This is a genomic window from Microbulbifer sp. MKSA007, from assembly GCA_032615215.1.
Lineage (GTDB): Bacteria > Pseudomonadota > Gammaproteobacteria > Pseudomonadales > Cellvibrionaceae > Microbulbifer.
This window is the reverse complement of record CP128433.1, coordinates 3,286,772-3,310,586: the sequence shown is the minus strand read 5'-3', so window position 1 is coordinate 3,310,586 and position 23,815 is coordinate 3,286,772. Positions and strand designations below refer to the sequence as shown.

At 44.6% G+C, this 23,815-nt stretch carries 18 protein-coding genes; 14 read left to right on the top strand and 4 right to left on the bottom strand.

The genetic code is table 11. The features are described from left to right. The first annotated feature begins 30 nt into the window (after positions 1-30). Positions 31-7,488 (top strand): RHS repeat-associated core domain-containing protein, encoded by a 7,458-nt coding sequence (locus tag QT397_17570; protein WNZ54687.1) that lies wholly within the window; start codon positions 31-33, stop codon positions 7,486-7,488. Between the two features lie 13 nt (positions 7,489-7,501). Beyond that, the gene (locus QT397_17565) at positions 7,502-8,095 is read left to right on the top strand and encodes a hypothetical protein (GenBank protein WNZ54686.1); all 594 of its coding nucleotides are present in this window, start codon (positions 7,502-7,504) and stop codon (positions 8,093-8,095) included. Positions 8,096-8,577: 482 nt separating this feature from the next. On the opposite strand, the gene csrA is transcribed toward QT397_17565, so the two are convergent. Beyond that, complete coding sequence (csrA, locus tag QT397_17560) at positions 8,578-8,748, bottom strand: carbon storage regulator CsrA (protein WNZ54685.1); 171 nt, start codon at positions 8,746-8,748, stop codon at positions 8,578-8,580. Between the two features lie 1,149 nt (positions 8,749-9,897). Then, entirely contained in the window at positions 9,898-10,245 is a 348-nt protein-coding gene (locus QT397_17555; GenBank protein ID WNZ54684.1) for a hypothetical protein, read from the bottom strand. Positions 10,246-11,145: 900 nt separating this feature from the next. Between QT397_17555 and QT397_17550 the strand changes: the two genes are divergently transcribed. The 9 genes from QT397_17550 (at position 11,146) to QT397_17510 (ending at position 19,542) form a co-directional block, all read left to right on the top strand. Further along, a complete protein-coding gene (locus QT397_17550; GenBank protein WNZ54683.1) occupies positions 11,146-11,496 on the top strand; it encodes a DUF5992 family protein in 351 nt (116 codons plus the stop codon). 890 nt (positions 11,497-12,386) lie between these two features. Then, on the top strand, positions 12,387-12,755 hold the full coding sequence (locus QT397_17545) for a hypothetical protein (GenBank protein ID WNZ54682.1): 369 nt from the start codon (positions 12,387-12,389) through the stop codon (positions 12,753-12,755). Positions 12,756-13,718: 963 nt separating this feature from the next. Further along, positions 13,719-14,030, top strand: coding sequence for a DUF5992 family protein (locus QT397_17540; GenBank protein WNZ58554.1), 312 nt, complete (start codon positions 13,719-13,721; stop codon positions 14,028-14,030). A 38-nt stretch (positions 14,031-14,068) separates the two neighbouring features. Next, entirely contained in the window at positions 14,069-14,401 is a 333-nt protein-coding gene (locus QT397_17535; GenBank protein ID WNZ54681.1) for a response regulator receiver protein, read from the top strand. Positions 14,402-14,628: 227 nt separating this feature from the next. Beyond that, positions 14,629-14,961, top strand: coding sequence for a response regulator receiver protein (locus QT397_17530; GenBank protein ID WNZ54680.1), 333 nt, complete (start codon positions 14,629-14,631; stop codon positions 14,959-14,961). Between the two features lie 432 nt (positions 14,962-15,393). Further along, the gene (locus tag QT397_17525) at positions 15,394-15,729 is read left to right on the top strand and encodes a hypothetical protein (protein ID WNZ54679.1); all 336 of its coding nucleotides are present in this window, start codon (positions 15,394-15,396) and stop codon (positions 15,727-15,729) included. Positions 15,730-16,462: 733 nt separating this feature from the next. After that, positions 16,463-16,798: a hypothetical protein gene (locus QT397_17520; protein WNZ54678.1), complete on the top strand. Its 336-nt coding sequence runs from the start codon at positions 16,463-16,465 to the stop codon at positions 16,796-16,798. Positions 16,799-17,023: 225 nt separating this feature from the next. Then, a complete protein-coding gene (locus QT397_17515; protein ID WNZ54677.1) occupies positions 17,024-17,365 on the top strand; it encodes a hypothetical protein in 342 nt (113 codons plus the stop codon). 710 nt (positions 17,366-18,075) lie between these two features. Continuing rightward, positions 18,076-19,542 (top strand): alanine/glycine:cation symporter family protein, encoded by a 1,467-nt coding sequence (locus QT397_17510; protein WNZ54676.1) that lies wholly within the window; start codon positions 18,076-18,078, stop codon positions 19,540-19,542. A 43-nt stretch (positions 19,543-19,585) separates the two neighbouring features. Here the strand turns inward: QT397_17510 and QT397_17505 are convergent, their stop codons facing one another. Continuing rightward, positions 19,586-19,960, bottom strand: coding sequence for a SirB2 family protein (locus QT397_17505; GenBank protein ID WNZ54675.1), 375 nt, complete (start codon positions 19,958-19,960; stop codon positions 19,586-19,588). A 255-nt stretch (positions 19,961-20,215) separates the two neighbouring features. After that, a complete protein-coding gene (locus tag QT397_17500) occupies positions 20,216-21,088 on the bottom strand; it encodes a M91 family zinc metallopeptidase (protein WNZ54674.1) in 873 nt (290 codons plus the stop codon). A 676-nt stretch (positions 21,089-21,764) separates the two neighbouring features. On the opposite strand from QT397_17500, the gene QT397_17495 reads away from it, so the two are divergent. From QT397_17495 to QT397_17485, 3 genes are all read left to right on the top strand, one after another. Further along, positions 21,765-21,983, top strand: coding sequence for a hypothetical protein (locus tag QT397_17495; protein ID WNZ54673.1), 219 nt, complete (start codon positions 21,765-21,767; stop codon positions 21,981-21,983). Between the two features lie 149 nt (positions 21,984-22,132). Beyond that, positions 22,133-22,417: a hypothetical protein gene (locus tag QT397_17490; protein ID WNZ54672.1), complete on the top strand. Its 285-nt coding sequence runs from the start codon at positions 22,133-22,135 to the stop codon at positions 22,415-22,417. 270 nt (positions 22,418-22,687) lie between these two features. Further along, positions 22,688-23,683, top strand: a complete 996-nt coding sequence (locus QT397_17485) for a zinc-dependent alcohol dehydrogenase family protein (protein ID WNZ54671.1) — start codon at positions 22,688-22,690, stop codon at positions 23,681-23,683. Positions 23,684-23,815 lie beyond the last annotated feature (132 nt).

The following is a 23,815-nucleotide window of genomic DNA, read 5'->3' as shown; positions in this document are numbered from 1 at the left end:
CTAGCCCGCTTCGCAGTAATTATATGCCTAATGGCAGCTAGCGCAGTTGCAACTGCAAAAAATTATATTTCTGTTCCATCGCAGTCCTCAACTGGTAATTATACCGTTAGAGTTGATTGGTCATTCATAGACAGTGCAGAAATCGTTGAGTCAAAGCAAGGTGTAGGGCAAATCCGAAAAGTAACGCTTACAAGGGAAGATGACCTTGAGGTAAGTGGCTACGGAGAGGGGATTTATAATTATGTCATTACAGTTCGCCTGATAGATGAAACAGATCTAGGGTGGAATTTAACTGACAGTGGCAGCACTGAAGTACTCAAAGCCCTATCATCCCCCTCCAGTGTTTCTGTCAGTGATACAGTGGGTACGCTCGGAGATTCAATAGATCTCACCTGGAATTCAGTTTCTGGTGCTGACTACTACGATTTAGAGTTTCGTGTGAATGCCGGTGAATGGCAGGACTTAGATGAAGTAGATGCTGATCAGCCGAAATCTCTTAGTGTTGATCTGCAGCACACCGGATCGATTGAATTTCTAGTAAAGACGTGCAAATTTAGTGCCTACGGAACTGGAAATTATGTCTGTAGTAGCGGGCAGGAGTCTGAAGAAGTTGAAGTTTCTTTGCCTGTATCAGCCCTAGATTTTTCCCTGGACAATTATGGGTATGCTGTTTTTGTTGGTGATTACAACAGTGACGGTTTTTTGGATTATCACTTTTACAGTAGCAAAAGGCTTCTTATTTTACATGGAGATATAGCTACTCCTATTACGCTGCCACCAAACCCAATATTTACTATATATGGTTCGGAGGTTAAGCCCTGGTTTGGACCCGATACTCACTATCTAGAATATGACAATATTTCAGAAACCCTTTTGGCTGATGCAGTTCAGCTTACCCTAGGGACGGATTACCTTGTAGGTGATTTTGATAATGATGGGCAGGTTGATTTTCTTTTTCGAGGTGAGTTAGACGGGGAGTTCCCATTTATTGTTTATGGGGTTAATCAGTTTAGCTACCCCTCTGGAGCTGATGACCTAAGGGATGAAACTCTAGCAGAGTTAGTTAACGATCGTAGCAACGGTATTTATATTGATGATATCAATAGTAATGGGGCGGATGATCTCGTTATTGAATCTGGAAGTAATCTAGTAGCGGATACCGCCTACTTATCAGTATCTGGCATGCCTACTACAGAAACTGAACTTATTGAACCTGAGCTGGAAAGTGCAAATATTGCTGGCAGTCTCTCAGGTGCTGCAGCAGTCTCCCCTTCCGGAGCTGCAACCTATAATTTACAGCTAGAACTTCCGCAAGGTTCAGGCGGTCATGCTCCCGAGCTGTCCCTTGGTTATTCCAGCCAAGGTAGAAATGGCTTAATGGGGTTAGGTTGGGGAATCTCTGGCCTGTCTATTATCCGTTATTGCCATCGTACATTGGTACATGATGATTCAGAGGTGTTGCTTGGTGAAAAAGACCGCTTTTGTGTTGATGGGCAGCGTTTGGTTGTCACTGGTGGTAGCTACGGATCCGTTAATTCTACTTATGCATCCGAACTAAATGACTTTCGCAGCTTTAAGGCTACTGGCAGCGGCAGTGTTACAGGATTTGAGGTAACGACCAAAGGTGGTGAGACCGCTTACTACACTATTAACAATGGCGGCGACTCATTTGTTCTCGATAAGCTTTACGATAGTTCGGGCAATAACGCCATAGAATACTATTACATAGAAGATAGTAGTGGCTTCAGGATTGACCGCATAGAGTATGCTTTTGGTGCAGGCTCTGAAGCAAATGCAGTTATTCAGTTTGAATACGAAAGCCGCTTGGACTTTGTTCCCGCGAACCTAATGGTGGGTGATTACCCATTGAAACGTCGCCTTAAGGCAGTCTCTATTACTAATAATGGCGCTAGCTTTAGGGAGTATAACCTTGGCTACTTATATGAGTCGCCCAGCACTGAAAACCCTCCCCTAAGTCGCCTGTACAGTATCCAACAGTGTGTTGGAAATAGTTGTTCGGCGGCCACTACATTTGATTGGCAGGTGGTAGATGCTCCAGGATTTAATCCCACGGAGTATACAAAAATAAAGTTCCATTCCAATGCCAATAGGTTCCAGCCTGGGCGTGTCGCGGACCTAAATGGCGATGGAATGGACGACTACATTTGGTTCTATAAGAACGATGATGAAGAGCGATACCTGCAGGTTGCTTTATCAGATGGCGAGAAATGGGATGTTCAGGACACCAACCATTCAATAAGAGCCTATTACTACCTACGTTATGACTGGAATCTGTTGGATTACGATGGTGATGGTCAATTAGATTTTATTCATCGACAGAAAGATAACAGTTGGGCCGTAAGATTGTTTGATGGCACTAAGTTTTCTTCGACAGCAACTGTGATCATTCCTTCCGGTGCGGGTACACAAAGTGTTTTATCCGATATTACTGGTGATGGACTAGGTGATCTGATTATCCGGGATACCGATAAAAAGGGTATCAGCTTCTATTATGCTGAAAGAGGGAATAACGGGATGGTTTCCTATCCAACCAGCCCTAGTAAGTCTATTGCTGTACCGGATAATTCAACAAGCGAAGTTTGTGAAAATTCTATAGAGATTGGTGATTTACACTCTATGGAGGTTATTGATTCCGATGGGGATGGTCGTACAGAGTTTTTAGTGCCCTTTACTCGTAAATGCATTAAAACCTATAGAGACTGGAGAAAAATTACTCTTTCAACGAGTACATTTTCAGGTTCCACCCAGGAGGAGGCTAATACTCATAACTATATTTGGCTTCCCGCAGACCTTGATCACGATGGCCTGACGGATATGATCCTAAAGGATGAAAATGATGATTGGTCTTATGCCTTATCGGATGATGGCGACCTGGATAACTATATTTCCTTGCCAGAAATTACAGGAAAAAAAATTCAGCTGGTTGATTTTAATCATGATGGTTTTGTCGATATCGTTTGGCCTGGAGATCAGTTAAAAGTTAAGTTGTGGAATGGCAACGGCTTTGATGGCGTCATTGAAACAAGTATATCGGCTGGCTCTGGTGATAGCATTCATGCAACTTATGCCGATTTAAATGGCGATGGATTCCAGGAGTACGCACGAATTTATGATGGCACAACCAACCACTACGTAAACTTTTATGCACCAAATGCTTCTTATACAGCTAACAATGTTATTAAAGCGGTAAATGGTGGTTTGGGCGAAGAATCCACTTTCACATATAAGCCGCTAACGGATACGAGTGTTTATGTAAAAGGGCAGGGAGCTGCGCTGCTGGATTACGGGTCTCCCGTATTTGATATTGGTGGAACCAGCTACATAGTCTCCCAGCTTGAGTTTTCCATGCCCACGGCTTCCAGCGCCAATAATACTGAGCAAGTAACCTATAAGTATGAAGGCTTGCGCTTCCAGGGCGGTGGTCGCGGTAGTTTGGGTTTTGAAAAAATAACTACGACAGATAGCCGTACTGGGTATACCACAACAACTTTCGCTCAAGAATTCCCTTATATCGGGATGCCTTTGAGTGTTAAGAAATACACGCCTCAAGGTAAGCTGCTCTATAGTCAAGCCAATACGCTCTCCAAGCGTGGAGGCTCTACAGCGCCCTATTGGCCGTATACCGAAGAATCTACTGAAGTTTTCTACTTGCTCAAGAGTGATGGCGCTGCCGCAGGTAGTAAGTACAAAACCGTGCTTACTGAAAACACTTATGATGATTATGGCAATCTCGAAGAGTCCACGGTAAGCACCAAAAATGCTGCAGGTGGTGTAGTACAAAAAGTTGTTCAAGAGAATGGGTTCGATGGAGAGACCTGGTACCGAGAAAAAGGACGGGTTACCAGCACTAAAATTACCACTACTCGCGGCAGTGATGTTGAGACTCGGGAAGTATCTTTTGAGTACTACCCGGAGGGCGGAAGTCAGTATGGCTTACTAAAAGCAGAGCATATTGAGCCCGAATACAGTGGTGAGGACGCCGCTGAAATTAAGCTGTCGACGACCTACACCTACGACGATTATGCAAATCGGTTAAGTACAACTAAAAAAGCAACTGAGCAAGCCTCAGAGCCGAGTCGTACAAGCTACTCAGAATATGATGCGGATAAGCGCTACGTCGATAAGGTAAGAGATTCTGATAATCGCTTACTCTCTGAAGTGGTGAGTCGCGATGATATGGGGTTACCCACCAAGACCCGAACTTACCTGGATGCCTCGGCTTCTAGCTATGTAACCACGACTTATGAATATGATGCCTTTGGGCGTGAAACTTACAGGGCGACGGACGGTGCTCCCTCGGTAACTACCGAATATGGAATCTGTAGTGGTTCAAAGTGTAGTCATAGCGATGCCGCCACCTATGTGTTGACCACCAGTGAAACAGGGGCTTATTCCACGACCTATTTCGATATGCTCGGTCGCCAGTTGCGCCAGGAATCCACGGGCCTCACCCAAAGCCAGATTATTGTTACCGATACGGAATACGACGAACTGGGCCGGGTTGAGCGACAAAGTGAACCTTATACCAAGGGCACCGTTGCCGAATACTGGACAACCAATTACTACGACCTGAACTCCAGAATCACCTCCGTAGAGTTGCCGGATAGCAATACGGTGAGTAATTCCGAGCTGACCCTGGAAAATAATCTGGTGGTTTCCACCAGCACCAGCCCAGGTAGCCAGAATCGCACGAAAAAGACCAACGCCTTGGGTGAAGCGGTTTATATCCTGGATCACTACCAAGGCACGGTGGAATATCAGTATGACCCGGTAGGTAATGTGACAGAGGTTATCAGTCACGGCCGCTCCGGTGAAAACCTGGGTATTACCATTAGCGCCAAATACGATGCCCGTGGCCGCAAAGTGGCCATGTCCGACCCGGATAAGGGCGATTGGACTTACACCTACAATGCGTTTGGTGACCTGGTTGAGCAGGAAGATGGCAAACAGCAGCGCACGGTCACTGAGTACGATCACTACGGCCGCCCACAGCGTCGCACCGACTACACAGCCGCCGGCAGTGAAGAGGGGCATACCCGTTGGTACTACGACGATAAAGATGCTGCTGGTGTTTCGGTTGCCAATGCGCTCGGCAAAGTGACTGCTGTCGTCATGTCAGCAAGTGCCAATGATGAGCAGTGCTATACCGGCACATCCCACTATTGTGCGATCTATTCATATAACTCCCTGGGGCAGCAGACCGCTGTGGCAACAGGCCTCGGCACTGTGGGGAATGAAGAGTTTTTTGCGTCAAGTGTGGGGTACGATAGCTTCGGCCGGCCCCAATACCAGTACGATGTTTTGGATGGTGAAGTGTCCAACGGTGCAAACGGTATCACCAGTGGTATCCAGGAGCACTACACCAATACCGGCGCTTTGGAATATGTCACCGACCTGAATACCGGGCGTGAAGTTTACCGGGTGCTTAGCTCCAATAGCCGTGGCCAGGTAACGGATTCCGACATTAATAGCGGTAAAGTGCGTATCAACAATGGTTACGATAGCGCCACCGGACGCCTGTTATCGCAAAAGGCCGATAATTCCGCATCTGCGACTACCGTTCAGCAAATGGCTTACGGCTGGGATGCCGTAGGCAATCTGGTAAGCCGCAATAACCAGCGTACTGGCAAGAAGGAATCCTTCTGTTACGACAACCTCAACCGCCTGTTACAGGTTAATGCCAATACCACCAGCACCAGTAGCTGTAACTCCGACGCTACTGGCACCCAGTATCAATACGACAGTATCGGCAATATCCTCAGCAAAGATGGTGCAGCCTATCTGTATGAAAGTGCCAAGCCCCACGCGGTTACCAAAGCAGCCGGAGTGGATTACGCCTACAACGATAGCAATGGCAACCTGACTTCCGACAGCACCGGCAGGGCGTTCACCTACACCACTTTCGATAAGCCGTCCCTGATTACCAATACGCAGAGTGGTGACAGCACCGCCTTTACCTATGGCCCGGATCGCGCCCGCTATCAGCGTGTCGACACCCGCTCCGACGGTGAGGTGGTTACCACCCTCTATTTGGGTGGCGTAGAGCGGATTCATTATCAGTCTGAAGGAAGCTACCACTGGAAGCGCTACCTGCCCGGCGGTGCCGTATTTACCTACGAAACCAACGGTGCCTATGAGCAGCAATCCCTAACGGAACGCTATCTGCTCACAGACCATATTGGCTCTACCGATGTGGTGCTGGATGAAAATGGCAGTGTGCTCGAAAGCCAGAGTATGGCCTTCGATCCCTGGGGTAAGCGCCGCGATAGCGATTGGGACTCCCTGGAGATCAGTGACCTGATCGGTAGCAACTACCAGCTGATGGATAGCCTGAACGAGATCACCACTCACGGCTTTACCGGCCACGAGATGGTGGACTCCCTCGGCATTATCCATATGAATGGCCGTATCTATGACCCCAATCTGGGTCGCTTCCTGCAAGCGGACCCCATGATTGATGGAGTTGAGGATACCCAGGGCTATAACCGCTATAGCTATGTAAAAGGCAATCCCCTGACCTTGACTGACCCTACCGGTTATTACAGCTGGGGGGATTTTAAGAAGGATGCTAAAGAGCTCTGGTATGATATCTGTAGCTCTCGTTGCCAGGTTGGTGCTGATTCGAATGGCAATTATAGTTTTAGTATTGGTCAGAATCCGGACCATGAAGGTTTCTGGGCTCCACAAGGCGCAGGGGGTGCCCAGTCACCGGAGGGGGCTTCTTCTGCGACCTTTGCCAGGGATAACAACGATAGTGTTGAATTCTATGAGTATTCGGCACAGGGTGATTATCAGAATGGTGGTGGGTTTGATGGCTCAGTCCTTAGATCCATTTCCGTACACTTATTTGGTCCGAATTCATCTTTTAGGGCTTCAGATTCGTTGAATGTTGATGCGGTACGTTTCCTTGGGAAAAGAATATATGAGGGCTTGTGCGAAGTATCGGATGGTTGTAAAGACGGTACTATTAACTTTTATGGGAATGTCCCAGGTGAGCTAAGGCAAGAAATAAATGCCGGGTTATCTGAACTTAATTCAAATAGTGCCCTATACAACACAACTAGTGCCTCGTCATGGATGCAACGGCTTGCAAATATTGATCATCCTGTAATAGTTGCTATGCATCAGGGTGAAACACAAGTAGTTCCTGTGCCGAGTGGAAGTGGTTTTTTTGAGGATGGAATGCCATCGGTAATTTTGATTAATCAAAGACAGGCAAGCAATCTTTGGGTGTGGGGAACTCAAAATGAATATTCTCTAAAAGTGCAAATGCCATTTAGGGAGGTGTTCTTTCATGAGATTATTCATAGTGTTGAACTTGGTGAAGGTGTTTTACGGCAATATCGAGTTTCTACGGAAAAGTATGGTACTGACAAGCAGTGGGAGATCGATACAGTCGGTGCGATGAATGAGATTAGGAAAACTTGGCAAAGAGATAGTTATGGTCAGGCGATACCCCCGCATTAATAAGGATTACAAAGTGTTGACTAGGTTAACAGAGCGACTGCTGGCCTTGTTGTTACGGTGGTCTTTTCTACTTACCCTAATAGTAAGTCCGATTACTTTTGCGGACGTTTTCAATGATTGCAAAAAAAACTGGGGAACTTTACCGTCTCCCAATGTACAGCAAGAATTTAGAAAATTACTGGGAGAGTTTAATGGTGCTGATGCATATATCTTGATTGAGCAAGGAATGGCAGATTATGGTTATTTTGATGGGCAGTTTGTTGCGATAAAAGATGATAGAGTAATGCATGCTTGGATTGAGAGCGGGGAGATCTTGCGAAAGAGTTTTCCTGCAACCCCAGTATTGAAGGACAGATTCCTTGATTTAAAGGAGGGGTTCTATAGTGGTGATTATACAAAGTCTGTAGATGGCGGTTTGCACCCGACATGTAAAATCATAGAGGTTAAGGTTGGTGAGGTTTACTTTTCCTTTCAGACCACATATAGCTTAGCTTGGGTTGATGATTATATGTTGAGAGATTTAAAAATTGATTTGCCTGAGTTTGATCGGGCGTTGCGTTTTTTTTTAAAGTTGGACTCATCCGTTGATGATTACAAGCACCCATAGGTAGACAAATCTAGACACCTATAGATTGGAGAGAGGCGCTAGCAGCATTGCTGGCGTCGATCTTTAGCCGCTATTTCATCTTGGTTCAGAGCTTAGCGTCATGAGGTCCTGAAGAGTTTCGCTTGGAGCTCGGAATAGTGATTTTGGCTTAAAGCAGAAGGGAAGGTGTTGGGAAACCGGTGTAAATTAGCCGGGTGTGGTAGAAAAGAAGCTCCGGCAGTCGCTTACACTCAGCGCTTATCGAACTGGAAACAGGCTTGTTGAGCGGCTGCTGTTGAACCCACTAGGCCTTTAAAACGGCTGTAAAAATTACGACTGAGATGCAGCCAGTATTTTGGTGGTATACCCAGGCGTTCGAGTATGGGGGAGCCTTCTCAGAAGTGGAGCCGCGCTTCCTGGGGTCTAAATGTCGACTGCTCCAGTCCACTAGTTCTAAATAGTGATCCAGCCGAAAGGGCAGTCCTTTCGGCATATTCAGTTTCTCACTGGCCACTCCTTCTGATACGCATATAAATCTCTTCGCGGTAAACAGGCAGGGATTTGGGGGCATTGATCCCTATCTTCACTTGATTGCCCTTAACCTCCAACACCGTAACTGAGATATTGGTTCCAATTCTTAAGTTCTCGCCGGTCCGGCGCTTTAAAATCAACATGGTCATTTCCTACAGAAACTAAAATCGTGTGCGGATCTTCCGCATGGGGGATGCTTGATAAGTAATGGCTGGCAGAAGTGAAGGGCGGTGCACGAGAACGGTAAGCGTAGAATAAGAAAAGACAGACGCAACGCTGCCAGGGCTTGAAGAATCTCTTCAGGCCTCTGAATCTGCTCCACTTTATTGAAGACGAGCGGGTTTCTAGCGTATTATCCACTGAGCCACTTTGATAGGTATGATATCAATTTGGTTAGCTGGCCCCTGGTGTGTCCGCACCTTGGGTCAGCGCCTTTTACTTACTCTTACGTCACGCTACCGTTCTTCTTTGAGAGATGGGTTTTAGAAAACTCTTGGGTTTCTTGATCTTTTGGCTGCGAGCCTATTCAGGCATACTCAATTACGGCCAAAATATCGATAAATATCTGTCAATTCTACGCAGCTTTGATACTAAAACAAACTGAATAAAATCCAATAAGATTATTTTCGTGCCTATATTTTATGGCCTATTCATCTATGAATAGGGCATGGGGCACCCATAGATTGAAAGTTGTAGGAAGGTTTCACGGTAATTTTTTGTAGATTCTTAATTATAAGTTTTGGATTGGTAGCTTTGAATAGGTGTGGTTTGAATCATGTAAAGCTTGTTTTCGTAATTTAGGTCATAAATAGCCCATCCAGCTTCAATGGTGAGAAAATTCTAGTTAGAGGGTATTTGCGTATTCGCAATAAAAGTAGGGCTCTATATCTAAGTAGAAGTTTAGCTGAAGGGCGATTAGTATAATGCAAGAGGCTGCTGGCTTTCTCCACCGCCTCTACTCAACTCGCCCAACCTGTAAATCGGCCTTCCAAGTTTTGATTGAAGTAAAACCCGTGCTTGGAATTGATACCCAATCACTCGTGGGCAGGAAGAGCGCTGCCGGCAATAGCACCGCGTTTTCTAGAGACTATATGCCGACTGTATTGGTTCAAAAGTTCCACATAAGAAAGTGTAACTAGTCGGTTATACCTTGTACTAAGAGTTTACCGAGGTTGTCGTACCGCCTGAACTGAGCCCGCTCAGCCTTAAGGTGACTTTAATAGTATTAATTGGGATGGTGAAGTAGCCATCCCCCAGTACATCAATATGCTAACCTGTCTTTGCTGCTTAAATTAATGTATAGACAGATTTCTTAAATCAGCAACATTTGAATAAATACTACAGTCATCTGTGCTCTTTATTACCACATCTCTTCCTGCTGCCAGTGCTGATAAAAGAATACTTAAATACATCTTCCCCTCTTCAGTGGTTCCTATGAAAGCAAATGAAAAACTGGTATTTGTTGAGCAGGCTACTTCTCCGGTTGGAGCGTCTTCAGTTTCAATAAAGACTTTTCCTTCATCTTCGGAGCTTGTATATTGGGGGCCTGTATGAATTTGGGAAATCTTTCCTGAATAAGTAAACTCAGCATTGCTGAATGCGGAATAAAATCCCAGCAAAATCACTACCAAAATTCTCATTTTGATTTCCTTGTAGTAAATTGTAAAAAATATAAAGGTGTTAGTGTAGAGGCTGTATGATACAATACTTTGACTACGCTGCGCTAGCAGGTGCAAATTTATATCGTTTGCCATCCCATCTATTTAGTCTGCTTGGTTGTGCATGTAGGTTCGAGAAAGCCTTTGATCCTTGTTTCAATTCCATGGCGCTTATAACTAAGATTGTTTTTATTTCTCAAGCATTGGTTTTTGGTTGGTGAGCCCTGCTACCAATCCGTCAACATTAAGTTCATTTTTAGAAAGATTATAACTTAGTTTTAATTGGGTGAGATGTGGAAGGTGTTTCTGGACGCCCGTGGGTTGAAAGGAGCAAGAATTAGGTTTTGGCTTTAAAAATTGAGGCTTTAGGTAAAAGCCAAGAGGAGTGGGGGTAGCTAGGGATGGAGAAAATAATCAGCAGGGTGCTCCAGAATGGTAGCGTCAGCGATCGCTGATGCCGTGTACCCAGCGTTTCCCGAGTTTGATGCAAGCTTGTCGCGATCCAGTCAGGCCATTAAAACGGTATTCAAAATTACGGCTGAGATACAACCAGTGTTTTGGTGGTACTCCCTGGCGTTCGAGTATAGGGGGCGTCCTTAGAAATGGAGACGCGCTTTCTGGAACCTAAGTGTTGACCACTTCAGCCTATAAGCTCCAAGTAGTGATTTAGTCGAGACTTCTTATATTTTGAATAACTAGAAGTAGACGCTGTTCGCTTCCTTTGGGTAAGCTTATTGGAAGGCGGGTTTGTGCTAAGTAGAACATTAGTTTTCTTGGTGGCGATTAGGGGTAGATAAGCCACCTCGCCGGGCAGTCAAGTTGACCTTGTCCGGCAAGAATAATAAGATTTTCACTTCTATTTAAGAAACTACACTGGAAGTAATGATGAAGAAAATTATAGCCACTAGCTTAATGGCGCTTTCCATGCAGGCAGTTGCAGATAAAGGTTGGATTGCTACAGATGTTGAGGTAACAGCTGTTACAAATACCAATTCTAATGGCCAAAGCTTTTCAGTGGTTGTGACTGATGGTGATGGAAATTATCCATGTGAAGATACAACAATAGGTTTTCCTCTTGGTGCTGCAGGCAACGAAGGCGGGGATGAAGGTATTCATAACAGAGCATTTAGCTTAGCCATTACAGCCTTAACTGCCGGGAAAAGAGTCAGCATATATAGCTATTCTGACAGCTCAATATGTAGTGGAGCAGCACATATTAAGTTGCTTAAATAAGCTTATCGGCCTAGGTGCATTCTCGATGCATCTAGGCTCGTCTATAAAATTTAAGCTCTAGATTCTTAGTGATGATAGGTTCATTAGGCTGTGCTTGTACCAGCTGATATCCAATAAGTCTTCTTGCTTTAGGCTAATTCACTCTTCGCACTTTCTTCCTTCATTGTAATCTGGTGAGGCTTTCTGAACTGAACGCTCGGCCATGCTGGAAATCTTGAATAGCCTTTCCCAAAAGGTGCTAGTCTGGGTTTCAGCGTGGTTCATAACTGTGCAGAAGTACTTTTCTTTCTAATGTGAGATATAGTGTCGCAAAGGTATGGGGGCGCTAGTTTTTAGTTGGTCATAAGGAAAGTAATGGTTAAGGCTGCATCATTGCTATTAATTTAATCTTTTTTCTTAGTTTTGAGTTCTCTTATTGCGTTGTTTCTATTATGTATGCTGTCCGTGCGTGGTGATTTTTGAGGTAAGGATATCATGTGGGCGGTTATTGGTGGCGGGTAATATAACGGGGAAGCTATAAATATTTCTTTGTCTTTCGTAAGTGGGGTTAAGGTGGGTGCATTTTTATTGGGGTTGTTTGTTGTTTTCCGGAATTTTAATATGGTGCTTGTTAGGGTGGCTGTGTATAACCGCTTGCATTATGTAAGTGCAATATCGGATTGCTTGATGTGCCCCCTATGAATCGGTAACGAATTGTTTGATTTGGGGGTTGAGTGAGAATTCTAATCGATGCTTGGTATGCCTATGAATTGTTATGAGCCTGTGGTTTACCAAAAACCTATAGTAATATAAAATCAAAATAATAAATCTTTAGTTAATTTGGAGGCGTATAGCCTCAATAAATTCACTATGATGAATGCTGATGAAAATATATATTTTGGGGATGAATTTTGAATAACGGAAATTACTTATTGCTTGGGTGTCTTCTTGCCTCTGTTAACGCTTATTCTGCTGGCCAGACCTGTACTGGCAATGTTACTACAGTAGAAGTTGCTGCAAATGGAAATGTTCACGCTAGTATAAAAGATAGTACTGGAGATACTAATTTTTATAGTGTAGGAGTTTGCAGGGTTACTGAGACCGTGGGTGAGTTTGCTGAAGAATCTTGTAAGGCAGCTTTAACCCTTCTAACAACTGCACATGCGACAGGAAAGGAGGTGACCCTATGGTTTCGGGAGGATCAGTTTTCTTCCTGCTCACAGTCATGGGGGGAGGTTTGGTCTCAAGGAGTTTATCATCTTCGATTGAAAGAAAGCTGAGAGTCCTGATTTTTCTGATGGATGAAGAGTTGTTTAAAGAGCCAATCCAGAAATCCAACATGCCATGATAAACGGGAAAAGACTGGAAGTGGCACCCCTGCTCGGTAAGCCCCAGCAAACTGCTGTGGTCGATTTTTAGTAATTGTTTTATTTTATTCAGTACTAAGTGCTATGAAGTCACAGGGAGCTTCCTTCAGGCTTGAAATGGAGGGGTTGGATCAAAACGGAAGGGGGTAGTGTTAGGGTGTTGGGTGTAAATTAATAGGGTGTGCTAGAAAGGGAGCACCGGCAATCGTTTATACTTTGTGCTCAGCGTTTATCGAAAAGGATCCAGTCTTGTCGAACAGCTCCTGCTGTTCCCGCTAGGCGTTTGAAGCGGCTTTCAAAGTTTCGGCTGGGTTAGGGCCGGTGCTTTGGTGAGATGCCTAGCCGTTTAAGAGTAGGGGGAGTATTTCCATAAATGGTGCCGCGCTTTCTGGGGCTAAATGTCGACCACTCCAGTTCACCAGTTCCAAGTAGTGATCCAGCTGAAAGGATAATCATTTATGCATACCTAGACGCTCGTTACCAACAGGCGGTCGGGGATCTTTACCTGCCTTTCCGAGATTGCCACACAAATAGAATTGGGTTTGCCAGTCGTTGTATAGGAGGAGCTATTGTGGGTATAAATTCTATGCTTCTCCCAGGATATAGATGTGCTCTCCATTTATGGTTCCTGGGTGCGATGTATGAATACCTGCTGGCTTTCTTAGTATATTATTCTAATGAGCTTGTATCACCGCGCAGATTGATAGTGGGTCTATCTAATTACTGCTAAATCGACGGTGTTGTTTAGAGTTCAATAAATCTTAATTGATATAAATGTGCTGGGAATGGTGGTAGTATGCAAAAATTTTTATTTAAGTTGAAACTTTAGAAAAAGGAAATATTGTGATGAAGAAGGCGTTGCTATAATTTTTCGCCCTGTGTTCGGTAAATGGTTGGGCTTCCGGTGGATATATAGCCCAAAGTGTCGAGATTACGGCAGTCGCAAATACCGCAGCAAATGGTATGTCGTTTACGGTGAAGACTGCTAATGGTAATGGCTTGTGTAGCGGTGAGTCCATAACCTTTCCGTTATCAGTGGCAGGTAATGCAGGGAATAATGAGGAGATTCATAGTCGGGCTTACGCTGCTGCCCTTACTGCGCTGACCACTGGTAAAAAAGTTTCTATATATAGCTATGAGGACTCTTCAGTTTGCAATCGCGCGGCCTTTATTGAAATCTTTAAGTAAATTGTTTTAGTTTTATTTAGTAAGTTTAGGGTGATAGTGTGTTAAGGCTTAAAGCTTTTATTTGCTTGTTTTTACTTTCTTTTTCTGCTGTTGCGGAGGAAGTTTGGTTTACTTCAACGATCACAAGGGTATATCCCCATGGAGATGGTCATTTCGTTATAACTTTTGCCGACGACTCTCCCGGCTGTCCAAGCGGTATTGACCCCAAGTACCATCGGGTAAAAGTTGGGGAGAATGGTGTGACTGAGGTAGGGTTAAACCTGATGTTTAGTGCGGCTTTAGCGGGAGCTGCAGCAGGGAAGGAAGTTCGAATTAATTTTGATGGTAGCAGTAGCACCTGTTATATAAATAGATTGTTTGTTAAATATTGAGGGCTGTACTCGCAAGGTGCTAGCATTTTGCGAGCAGTCTTTAACTATATAGTAAAACTGACAAGGCGTTGTTATTTTTTTCGCTTTGTATTTAGTAAATACATAGGCTTTTGGTAGGTAAATGGTCAAGGTGTGGAGCGTACGGTAATTCTTGTAATCCCGCAGCCTTTGTTGGGGTTTTTCAGTAAATTATTTTGGCTTTTAGTTTCTGGGTTTAGGGCGGTTGTATGTTAAGGTTAAATGCTTTTATTTTTCTAATTGTTTTTTCATTTCCTGCAGTTGCGGAGGAGGTTTGGTTTACTTCAACGATTACGAAAGTATACCCTCACGGGGATGGTCGGTTTGTTGTAACTTTTGATGACGATTCTAGTGCTTGTATTAATGGTAATGACCCAAAGCACCATTGGGTGGTGCTGGGGGAGAATGGTGTTACACAACAAGGGCTAAAATTGATGTTTAGTGCAGCTTTGGCAGGAGCGGCAGCAGGGAAAGAGGTTACAATTAATTTTGATGATAGTACTAACTGGTGCTATATAAGTAGATTGTTTGTTCGATATTGAGGTCTATAGATTTGTGCTCGTAATGTAGTTGGATATCGCAAACCAAGTATGCTTCTTTGATGGATGTCCGGAAATACGTTCGTTGTTTTTCTTTTGGTTCCGTGTTAATTCATCTCAGAATTTGGTGTAAGTATTGATGCCTTTAATTGTTGGTGCATCAGCTCTATTTGAAGTTAATAGTGTGAATTTAACGATGTGAAAATATTTGATTTGGGCAGCAAGCTACCCAGAAGGTAATTGTTGTGTGAGTTATATAGAATGGTGAATAAAATGTATTTGCCTTTTAAAACAGAAAGCTTATGATGATTGCTACTCTAATTGAAGCGTTGATTCTGCTTAATTTATTGTTGAGTGCCGGGTAGGAGAGGTGCAAAATTGCGCTATGATACGCAAGCCTCACCTTTTTATTATAGTGATTTTTAGGATATATTGATGAGAAGAAGTATAACTGCAATGTTAGCAGTACTCTTAATGAGTACATCTGCGCTAGCTGAAGACTGGGTAACTCATACGGATACGATTGAGAAGTTAGATGTTTGGCCTTCTGGTAGTAATGCGTGGGCGATATCGATTGTGCCAAGTACAGAGCCCAATGCAGGCTGCCCCGATGGCTTTTACATTGAGCAGAATTCGGTTAACAGTTCAGCGGCTTATAGTACTCTTTTGACTGCTTTCAGTATGGGGCTTCCGGTATCTATACAGTTTAAAGTATCTACTGCTTTAAACGATTACTGTAAGGCGAATCGAATAAGGTTAAAAGCTTCTTAAAGGTAATAGTTAGACTTTGCGAGTGGCGGATTTGACGGGGTCGCCTTCTCTGGTTTTTGTTTCTGATGCCTATTCTAATGGCCATTTCTTTCTGGTTTAGAGTTAAGCGCTATGAAATCGTGGGGAGTTCTACTTGGGGCTCGAAACGGTGGGTTTGGATGAAAACAGAACAGATAGTGTTAGGATATTGGGTGGAAATTAGTAGGATTTAGTAAGCGAAAAATTCAGGACACCTATTGGTTAAAAGGTGATATGGGTCGGTCATACAGCTGGCAAGGGCATATACATCCACCAAATCCTGGGACTTAAAAGAGTGCTGCACGATCACCTTCGGGACTGGCCTGGCACGTGAAAGCGTCAGCCTCAACAGCAAGTAGATCAATTGATCTTCTACAGAGCTGTCCGCCAAAAAGGTGCAATGGAATTTGGACGTTTCTATTTCACTGCGATTAAATGGATTACTCTCTTAAAAACGCAGGGCTAATTTGTAATCTTTCAAGAGTCGCTGTCAGTGGGTATTAACCTTAAGGTTTAGTTAGGTGGTTAGGGGGTTCGAATCTATAAAATTACAATATGGTTCTAACATTTGCTTTCGTATAAGTTGCTGAACAAATTCACTGTGTATAAAATAGATAAGTTGGATTTTACCTCATTTGTAAAAAAATGAGGCAAAGTTATTATAACTGGTACAAATGAAACAGTTATCATTCCAAAATAGGAATAAGGATTTATAGTGAAACGTCAGTTAGCAGCAATTATAGTGGCAGGTTTGCTGAGTGCTAATAGCTATGCAGCAGAATACTCCGGATGGACAAGCATCGAGCAAATCTCTCTTGGATGGGGAAGTAAAAGGGTAAACTTAATGTTAAAGGATGAGATGCCTGATCCACTTGATTGTAGTGATGCTAACTCAATGGTGCAGGCAGATGAAAATGCACCGAATTTAGATCATATCCTTTCTATTGCTCTCACCGCTCATTCAGCAGGAAAAGAAGTAAACCTGGTAATCGATGATGAAAACTGTTCAGCTGGCGGTAATATTAGATTGCTTTCTCTATTGATTAGATAATTAATAAAAGTAAAAGTGATATATGTCTAGGCTAGAGGTGGTGCGACAGCTGTAAGGCAAATTGAATCAAGCTAAGCGCACCGTATAAACGGTCAGGTTTTACAGTTGACAAACTGATTTTTGTAATTTTAGATTGCGATAGGTATTGCTGATTTTTTAAACGGGACAATTAACTTTGTCCCGTTTGTAGATAGAAGCATAATAATTTTTTATTGGAGTGTTAATGTGAGATTTTTTTCGTTATTTTTGATTTTTTTCTCTGCTAGTGTTTTTGCGGACTTTCCTGAAGAGCAGGGTGAGATTAATTTTCTACAGGTACATAAAACGCCTGAGTCAGACTCATCCTCAGGTAATAGATTTATTGTCAGACTAGATGGAGATATGTCTGACGATACTTGTGGTGGTGGACAGTGGACTGGTTATTTGACGTCTGAAGCTGGTGCGGCCCAATATTCAATGCTGCTTTCTTCTGTAATGGCCGGGAAGAAAGTGAAGATTGAAGGAAATTCAAATGTGATCTGTGAGGGTACTTCCACTCTTATTCGAAATATTTATTTGGTCTTCTAAGTCAGTTTTATAGTGGTTTCGCGCTTGAGGGTGTTGGAGTGTCGTTTTAATGAATGATCTTCAGCGCATTAATAGGGCTCATGGATTTGACAGCTTCTCTGGTTATCATTTTATTTTACTAGTTTTGTATTTCCCCTCAGTATTATGTCTTTTGAGGCGGTTGAATTTTGATATAAATAGATGGTTTTTAATATGATAAAAGGGCAGTCCTGGCACTTGGGGAGTTAAGCTCAATCATGGTTTGGGCTTCTAAGGAGTGAGTGAAAAAGCGTCTATATAACTAATAAAGCTCACCAATATGTAACCTTGCTTAGTGCATTGAAATATTCAAATAGACCTTGTGATCTGCTTCCTCTGGTTGAACGTAGCTCTCGTTTAATTGAATGAATTTTTTACTATTCAGTTCTTCTTAAGCTCTTGATGATTTACTGAAAGTCTTTTGAAGTGGCTATAGTTGCTAAATCTTATTCTTTAAAGCTTGTTAAGTCTAATTAGCAGTTAGCTGTGCTTAAAGTGTTGTAACATATCGTTCTCTGAGACCTTCCAAGGTTAATAGGAAGGTTTTGAGGTTGGCATAATTTCTACGCCAACTCTGTCATATATCTTTACAGATCCATTTTCTGCTCAAAATTAACTTTTCATATATCTGCTAATCTTACTACCAGCGGGCTGGCGGCATTTATAACTATAAGCGGTTAATGGGTTAGGTAATGCAAGATTTTCTGGATCATTTCACTACCCTAATAGAGTGGGCAAACTTGCTCGCCTGGGGTGGCGTCGGTGGCATCTGGTGGCTTGGAATCTTGATTTTAGGATTGCTGCCGGCGGGGCTCTACTTTTCTATTCGCACTCGCTTTATACAATTTCGTCACTTTGGTCATATGGTCAAAGTCATGATTCGTGGCATCCATAAGGAAAATGAAAATTCAGTAACCGCATTTCAGGCATTTGCCACTAGCGCAGCTGCGAGAATCGGCACCGGGAATATTGCTGGTGTGGCTGTGGCTATAACCGCTGGCGGGCCCGGAGCGGTGTTTTGGATGTGGCTGGTGGCCTTGCTGGGGATGGCTACCAGTTTGGTGGAGAATACTCTCGCGCAAACTTACAAAGAGCGCGGCGATGTTCCCGGGGCGTTTCGCGGCGGGCCTGCCTATTATATTGAAAAGGGGCTGGGACCACAGTGGAAATGGCTGTCCCTGACTTTTTCAGTTTTTCTCATGATTTGTTACGGATTTACCTTTAATGCTGTGCAGTCAAATACGATGGCTGCCGCATTGTATGGGGCTTGGGGTGTAAGCCCTTTATGGGTGGGTTTTTTTATTGCGCTCTTTGCCGGGATTATTGTTTTTGGCGGTATTCGTTCAATTGCGCGCTTTGCCGGTATTGTTGTCCCTTTTATGGCAATAGGTTACTTGTTGGTAGCATTCTATGTGTTGGTCGCCAATATTGCTGAATTACCTGGGGTGCTGTTGGAAATTCTGGCAAATGCCTTCGGGTTTCAGGAGGCTGGGGCGGGGGCCTTTGGTGCGGCGGTGGCCAATGGAATCAAGCGGGGCCTGTTTTCCAATGAAGCTGGACTTGGCTCCTCGCCCAATGTCGCTGCTGCTGCAGATGTAAAACACCCAATGGTGCAGGGATACGTGCAAATGGCATCGGTATTTCTCGATACCATTATTATCTGCACTTCCACGGCAGCCATTATCTTGGTGGCAGATGTCTTTATGGTCGGTAATTTGGAAGGGGTTGAGTTGGTTCAAGACGCACTGGCGAGCGAGGTGGGTACCTGGGGAAGTAGTTTTATTGCTACGGCATTGATGTTTTTTGCTTTTACATCAATTATCGGTAATTACTATTACGGCGAGACCAATATTTATTACCTCTACCATACCCGAACATCCATTTTATGTTATCGGCTATTGTTTTTAATGTTCGTGCTTTTTGGGGCTTGGGTGGCAGATACGGGAAGTGCGGAAAACTTTGTCTTTCTTTGGCGTATGGCCGATGTCTCGATGGGTTTTATGGCATCGGCAAACCTTATAGCTATCTTACTTTTGTCTGGTGTGGCCTTTAAGGTAATGGCAGATTACGAGAGTCAGTTGTCTTCCGGGGTGCGTGAGCCGGTGTTCAATGGGAGTAAATTTAAAATAAAAGGCATTGAGCACGATGTTTGGGGTTGATTCCAATTTGAGGTTGATACCAAGAGTGCTCAATGCCATCCAGTTACAAGCTGGGCTTGTGCATCGCCAGATAGAAAATAGCGACTACTTGCAGGAAGGCAAGTACACAGGCAGTGATTCTGATTGGCTTGGAAAAGTTGGGGCGCAAAGCAAAGACGCCAGCAATAATGTAGCCAAATACCAGGGCTACTTTCGCTCCTAGCCAGGGTGATGTACCCGGGTTCCAGCTGCCGAGAACCACCAGTCCGGCAGCCGCAGCTAACAGCAAAGTGTCGTTGAGGTGTGGCACCCAGCGCAGGGGGCCATTTCGCCAGCCCGTGTTGTGGCTGAACTCCAATCCCACTCTGATGGTAAACAGCAGGATACTGAGCGCTGCGGCGGTCATGTGGACGTGTTTTATAAGGGCATAATCAATCATGGTTATGATCTGGCTGTATGTTGACCAAGGTGTTCTGTGTGCCTTCCAGACAGAGGGAAGGTGTGATTCTAGCCGCCAAAGCATAACGACATGCTGTGGTCGGATGCAATATGCAAAGCGGGGAAGGCAAGAAACCTACTGCTAGAGAAATCAAATAAGTTAATACCGCTAGCAGTAGGTACAGATCATATCTGTCAGTTTGCTTTGGTGGACCGGCCTCAGGTTTTGGTGCCGGCGGGGCCCATATGCGCGAGATTAGTTCAGGTTTCTGATCTGGCCATACTTCATCCGTTGGGCTACGCCATGTTCAGCCCGAATCATATTTTCGTTAATGGCTAGCGGGTCAGTAGGTACATTACCGTCATCGTCACTGAGCCCGACAGTGGCGATCTCCTCACGCAATTCCATGGAGCCACCTACCCAAATCCAGCCGCTAGTCCTGGTTGAGATCAGGTTGTTGCGGTTTGGGATAGTTATATTGTTATAAACAATATTTAGACCGCCATTGGCAATGCGGGCCATGGTTAAGGGAGCATTTTGCTGGCGGAGCACTCTACCCATGGGAGCCTGGCGTTCATCGGCCAGGAAAGTGGAATTTGCACTTCCCGACAGGTATCGCCCGCGATTACAGCGGTCAGCGTGGACCAATTCATGGGCCAGGGTGATATAGCTTGGGCAATTACCCATTGCCACGGTGCCGTTGTTGGCCAGGTTGGCGGTTTGCAGGGCTGTATTGTTCCACATTACAACGCCGCTGGAGCCGCTGCTCATCACTTTGGCCATAAAGCCTCTGTCCGGGCTTACTAGTGGGAGGTAGCTCTTAAAGCCGCTCCATACCTGATCCATCAGCCACTGGTCGGGACGAAATCCGAGAGCGTGGTGCTCAGTAATTCTGGTGTCGTGGCGGCTGGTAATTAGTCGGCGTAGCAGAGTGGTGCTGTTTGCCCTCAAGCCAGCTGCAGTCAAAATACCAACTCCCTCTGTAATTCGCAGCACATGTCGCCCCCCTGTTCGGTATCGCTCCTGTGTATAGGTAAGCGCGGTACCGACACCGCCGACAAGAGTATTCAGGGCAGCCCTTACTTGTGTGATAAACGTGATATTACTGGAGTCAATGCAGAGTCCCATTGTTATTCTCCTGTCCTGCTCGCAATACGAATTATCGTGGCTGAGAAAAATTGTGACTTTTTGAAGTTTTTTAAGTGGAAATTAATACGTAAGCAGTATAAAGCTAACGGTATTAATCGATATGATTTTGATAATAGTGTTCTGTACTTGCTTAGAATTTTTGAACTGAAAAGTTCTCTTTGGTCAGGTTGTATATTTTGCAAGCGAGGCAGGATGAATTCCTGGAAAATTAAATTTTTTTTTGTAATTTTGTTGAAATACATCTTGTAACTATCTAAATGATTATTTTAGGGATGCCTCTACGACTCTACTCCCAACTGGTACGTTTTGCTATATATTTTATTTTCCATGATGATTATTTTAATAAATTTAAATAATTGTCCGTTGAGCAGTGTTGGAGAGCGCTACTTGGCAACTTACTACTGGGGTGGAAGGAAAGAATGCACCGCACTCGAGACACGCTGTGAATACATCCCTGTAAGCTCCTAATCGGCATCCATGCCTCATAGGGTCCCAAGCGCGGTGTATTCTTTCCTTCTCCCTTTTTAGTATGGGCTTGCCTGCTTTTGGGTACTGCGAAATGGTAAGTTTGGCTTGCATTGTGTGTTTTCTTGGTTCTGCTTGGGTCTCAAGGGGTGTAGCTGTGACGTATTAAGGAAGGTATCTTGGGGGAGGTGTGGGATTAACCATTAAATCAGCGCTGGTGTTAGTTGTTGTTGCGGTTTTGATTCTGGTATATGCAACTGTTTCCTATAAAAAATATAAATGGATAGCGGTTGAGTATCCTGTTGATGTTACAAAAAAAGGGATAAGTGAATTTAACTTCCGATCGCAACTAAGTGTGCCCTACGAGCTGGAGTTGCAGACAGAAAGGGTGCTTGATTTTCGCGAGTAAAATTGTCGGTTGAGTATTCAATTTCTTGATAAGGAAAAGTATAAAGATCATTCTGAAACGCTGGCTATCGATTGGGCAATTTTAGAGGAGGGGATCGAGGTTGCAATGGGTAAGAGCGGTGACAGGCCTCAGGATTTTGGGGGTCAACAATGGGAAAAACACTGCATGTATTCGAAACAATAAAGGGCAGGAATTATACCATTCTAGCTTCTGTGATAGAGCCTGACCCTGCATTTGCTGTTGCGGACCCGGTGCTTAAGGCGGTAATTGATCGGGTAGAACACAAAAGTGCCGTTATTTACTTCGGCCTGCTTAATTTAACTTCTTTTCTGCTTATTGTTATCGCTGCTGCAATTTGCTTCATTGGACTTACTACTGGGGTGGAAGGAAAGAATACACCGCACTCGAGACACGCTGTGAATACATCCCTGTAAGCTCCTAATCGGCATCCATGCCTCATAGGGTCCCAAGCGCGGTGTATTCTTCCCTTCTCCCTTTTTAGTATCTTCAAGTGGCTGACTTGAAATTGCTAGCTTGAACCACACATAAGTAGATCCAAATGGCGATTTGTAAATGGGTTTGATTTATCAGGAGGAAGCTAAATGGCCCCACTGTTAATAAGCGTCAAACTCTAGTGTTCATGGTACATTTTGTACAGAGTGAAGGTCGTTGTTCATAATCAATCGGAAAAAGGATACGGCGATATGTTAAAGGCGGAATATCAAGAGCGCGGACCAGTGCCGCAGGATGTTATTGAGGCGGTGTCCTTTGATACCCCTGAACTTCAAGAGGGGCAGGTGTTGCTGGAGATGCTGGCAGCTCCAATTAACCCTTCAGATGTTCTGACCCTGACGGGCGATTATGGGATGTTGCCTCCTCTTCCTGCGGTTGGAGGCAATGAAGGTGTTGCCAAGGTCGTCAAACATGGACCTAATGTTACCGCGCCAGCCATTGGCCAGGTCGTTCTCCTGCCGGTAGGAAGCGGCACCTGGGCTACACATATGGTGGCCAATGCCCAGGGGCTGATTCCGCTCCCGAATAATGTAGACCCCCTACAGCTTTCCATGATAACGATTAATCCGCCAACAGCTTACTTGCTGTTGAGCGAATTTGTAGATCTCAAGGAGGGGGATTGGGTTATTCAGAATGCCGCAAATTCCGGTGTGGGGTCTTATCTGACAACCCTGGCCAAGTTGCGGGGCCTGAAAGTGATCAATGTTGTCCGCCGTGAGTCTTTGATTGAGCCGATGAAGGCCGCAGGCGCTGATGTGGTTCTCGTGGATGGTGAGCACCTGGGTAAGCGAGTGGCTGAGGCTACTGGTGGTGCTGAGATCAAGCTAGGCATTGATGCTGTTGGTGGAATGGCAACTGCTCGTATGGGCGAAGCTCTGTCAAATGGCGCAACCTTAGTGAATTATGGCGCGCTTAGTGGGGAACCTTGCGTTATCGCACCGGGGATGATCATCTTTAAAGATATCACCGTGCGCGGGTTCTGGTTGGCCAAATGGTTCGGCTCGGCATCCCCAGAGCGGCAACAGGAAGTTTTTGGCACTATCACAAAGCTTGTAGCGGAAGGTAAGTTATCTGCACCAGTTCATGGCACATACCCTCTGTCTGAAATTAAAGAAGCGGTACGAATAGCTGCGGCAGGCGGGCGTGACGGCAAAGTACTGGTTGTTAGTGAAAGCCTGACTAGCTGATTGCTCGCGCATTTATTTTTCTAGCGGAAGTGTCACCCAAATAGGCGACACTTCTGCAGACCGCTCCGTCATTCGTACGGAGCGTTACTTCCCAAATGCTACCCTTGATGTCAGTCCTGACATTTCGTCTAA

Excerpts from the sequence above, each read along its gene's own strand:
- QT397_17550 (WNZ54683.1), top strand. The coding sequence starts at position 11,146 with ATGATGAAGAAAATTATAGCCACTAGCTTAATGGCGCTTTCCATGCAG.
- QT397_17510 (WNZ54676.1), top strand. The coding sequence starts at position 18,076 with ATGCAAGATTTTCTGGATCATTTCACTACCCTAATAGAGTGGGCAAAC.
- QT397_17500 (WNZ54674.1), bottom strand. The coding sequence starts at position 21,088 with ATGGGACTCTGCATTGACTCCAGTAATATCACGTTTATCACACAAGTA.
- QT397_17485 (WNZ54671.1), top strand. The coding sequence starts at position 22,688 with ATGTTAAAGGCGGAATATCAAGAGCGCGGACCAGTGCCGCAGGATGTT.
- QT397_17570 (WNZ54687.1), top strand. The coding sequence starts at position 31 with ATGGCAGCTAGCGCAGTTGCAACTGCAAAAAATTATATTTCTGTTCCA.
- QT397_17525 (WNZ54679.1), top strand. The coding sequence starts at position 15,394 with ATGAGAAGAAGTATAACTGCAATGTTAGCAGTACTCTTAATGAGTACA.
- csrA (WNZ54685.1), bottom strand. The coding sequence starts at position 8,748 with ATGTTGATTTTAAAGCGCCGGACCGGCGAGAACTTAAGAATTGGAACC.
- QT397_17555 (WNZ54684.1), bottom strand. The coding sequence starts at position 10,245 with ATGAGAATTTTGGTAGTGATTTTGCTGGGATTTTATTCCGCATTCAGC.
- QT397_17490 (WNZ54672.1), top strand. The coding sequence starts at position 22,133 with ATGGGAAAAACACTGCATGTATTCGAAACAATAAAGGGCAGGAATTAT.
- QT397_17530 (WNZ54680.1), top strand. The coding sequence starts at position 14,629 with ATGTTAAGGTTAAATGCTTTTATTTTTCTAATTGTTTTTTCATTTCCT.
- QT397_17505 (WNZ54675.1), bottom strand. The coding sequence starts at position 19,960 with ATGATTGATTATGCCCTTATAAAACACGTCCACATGACCGCCGCAGCG.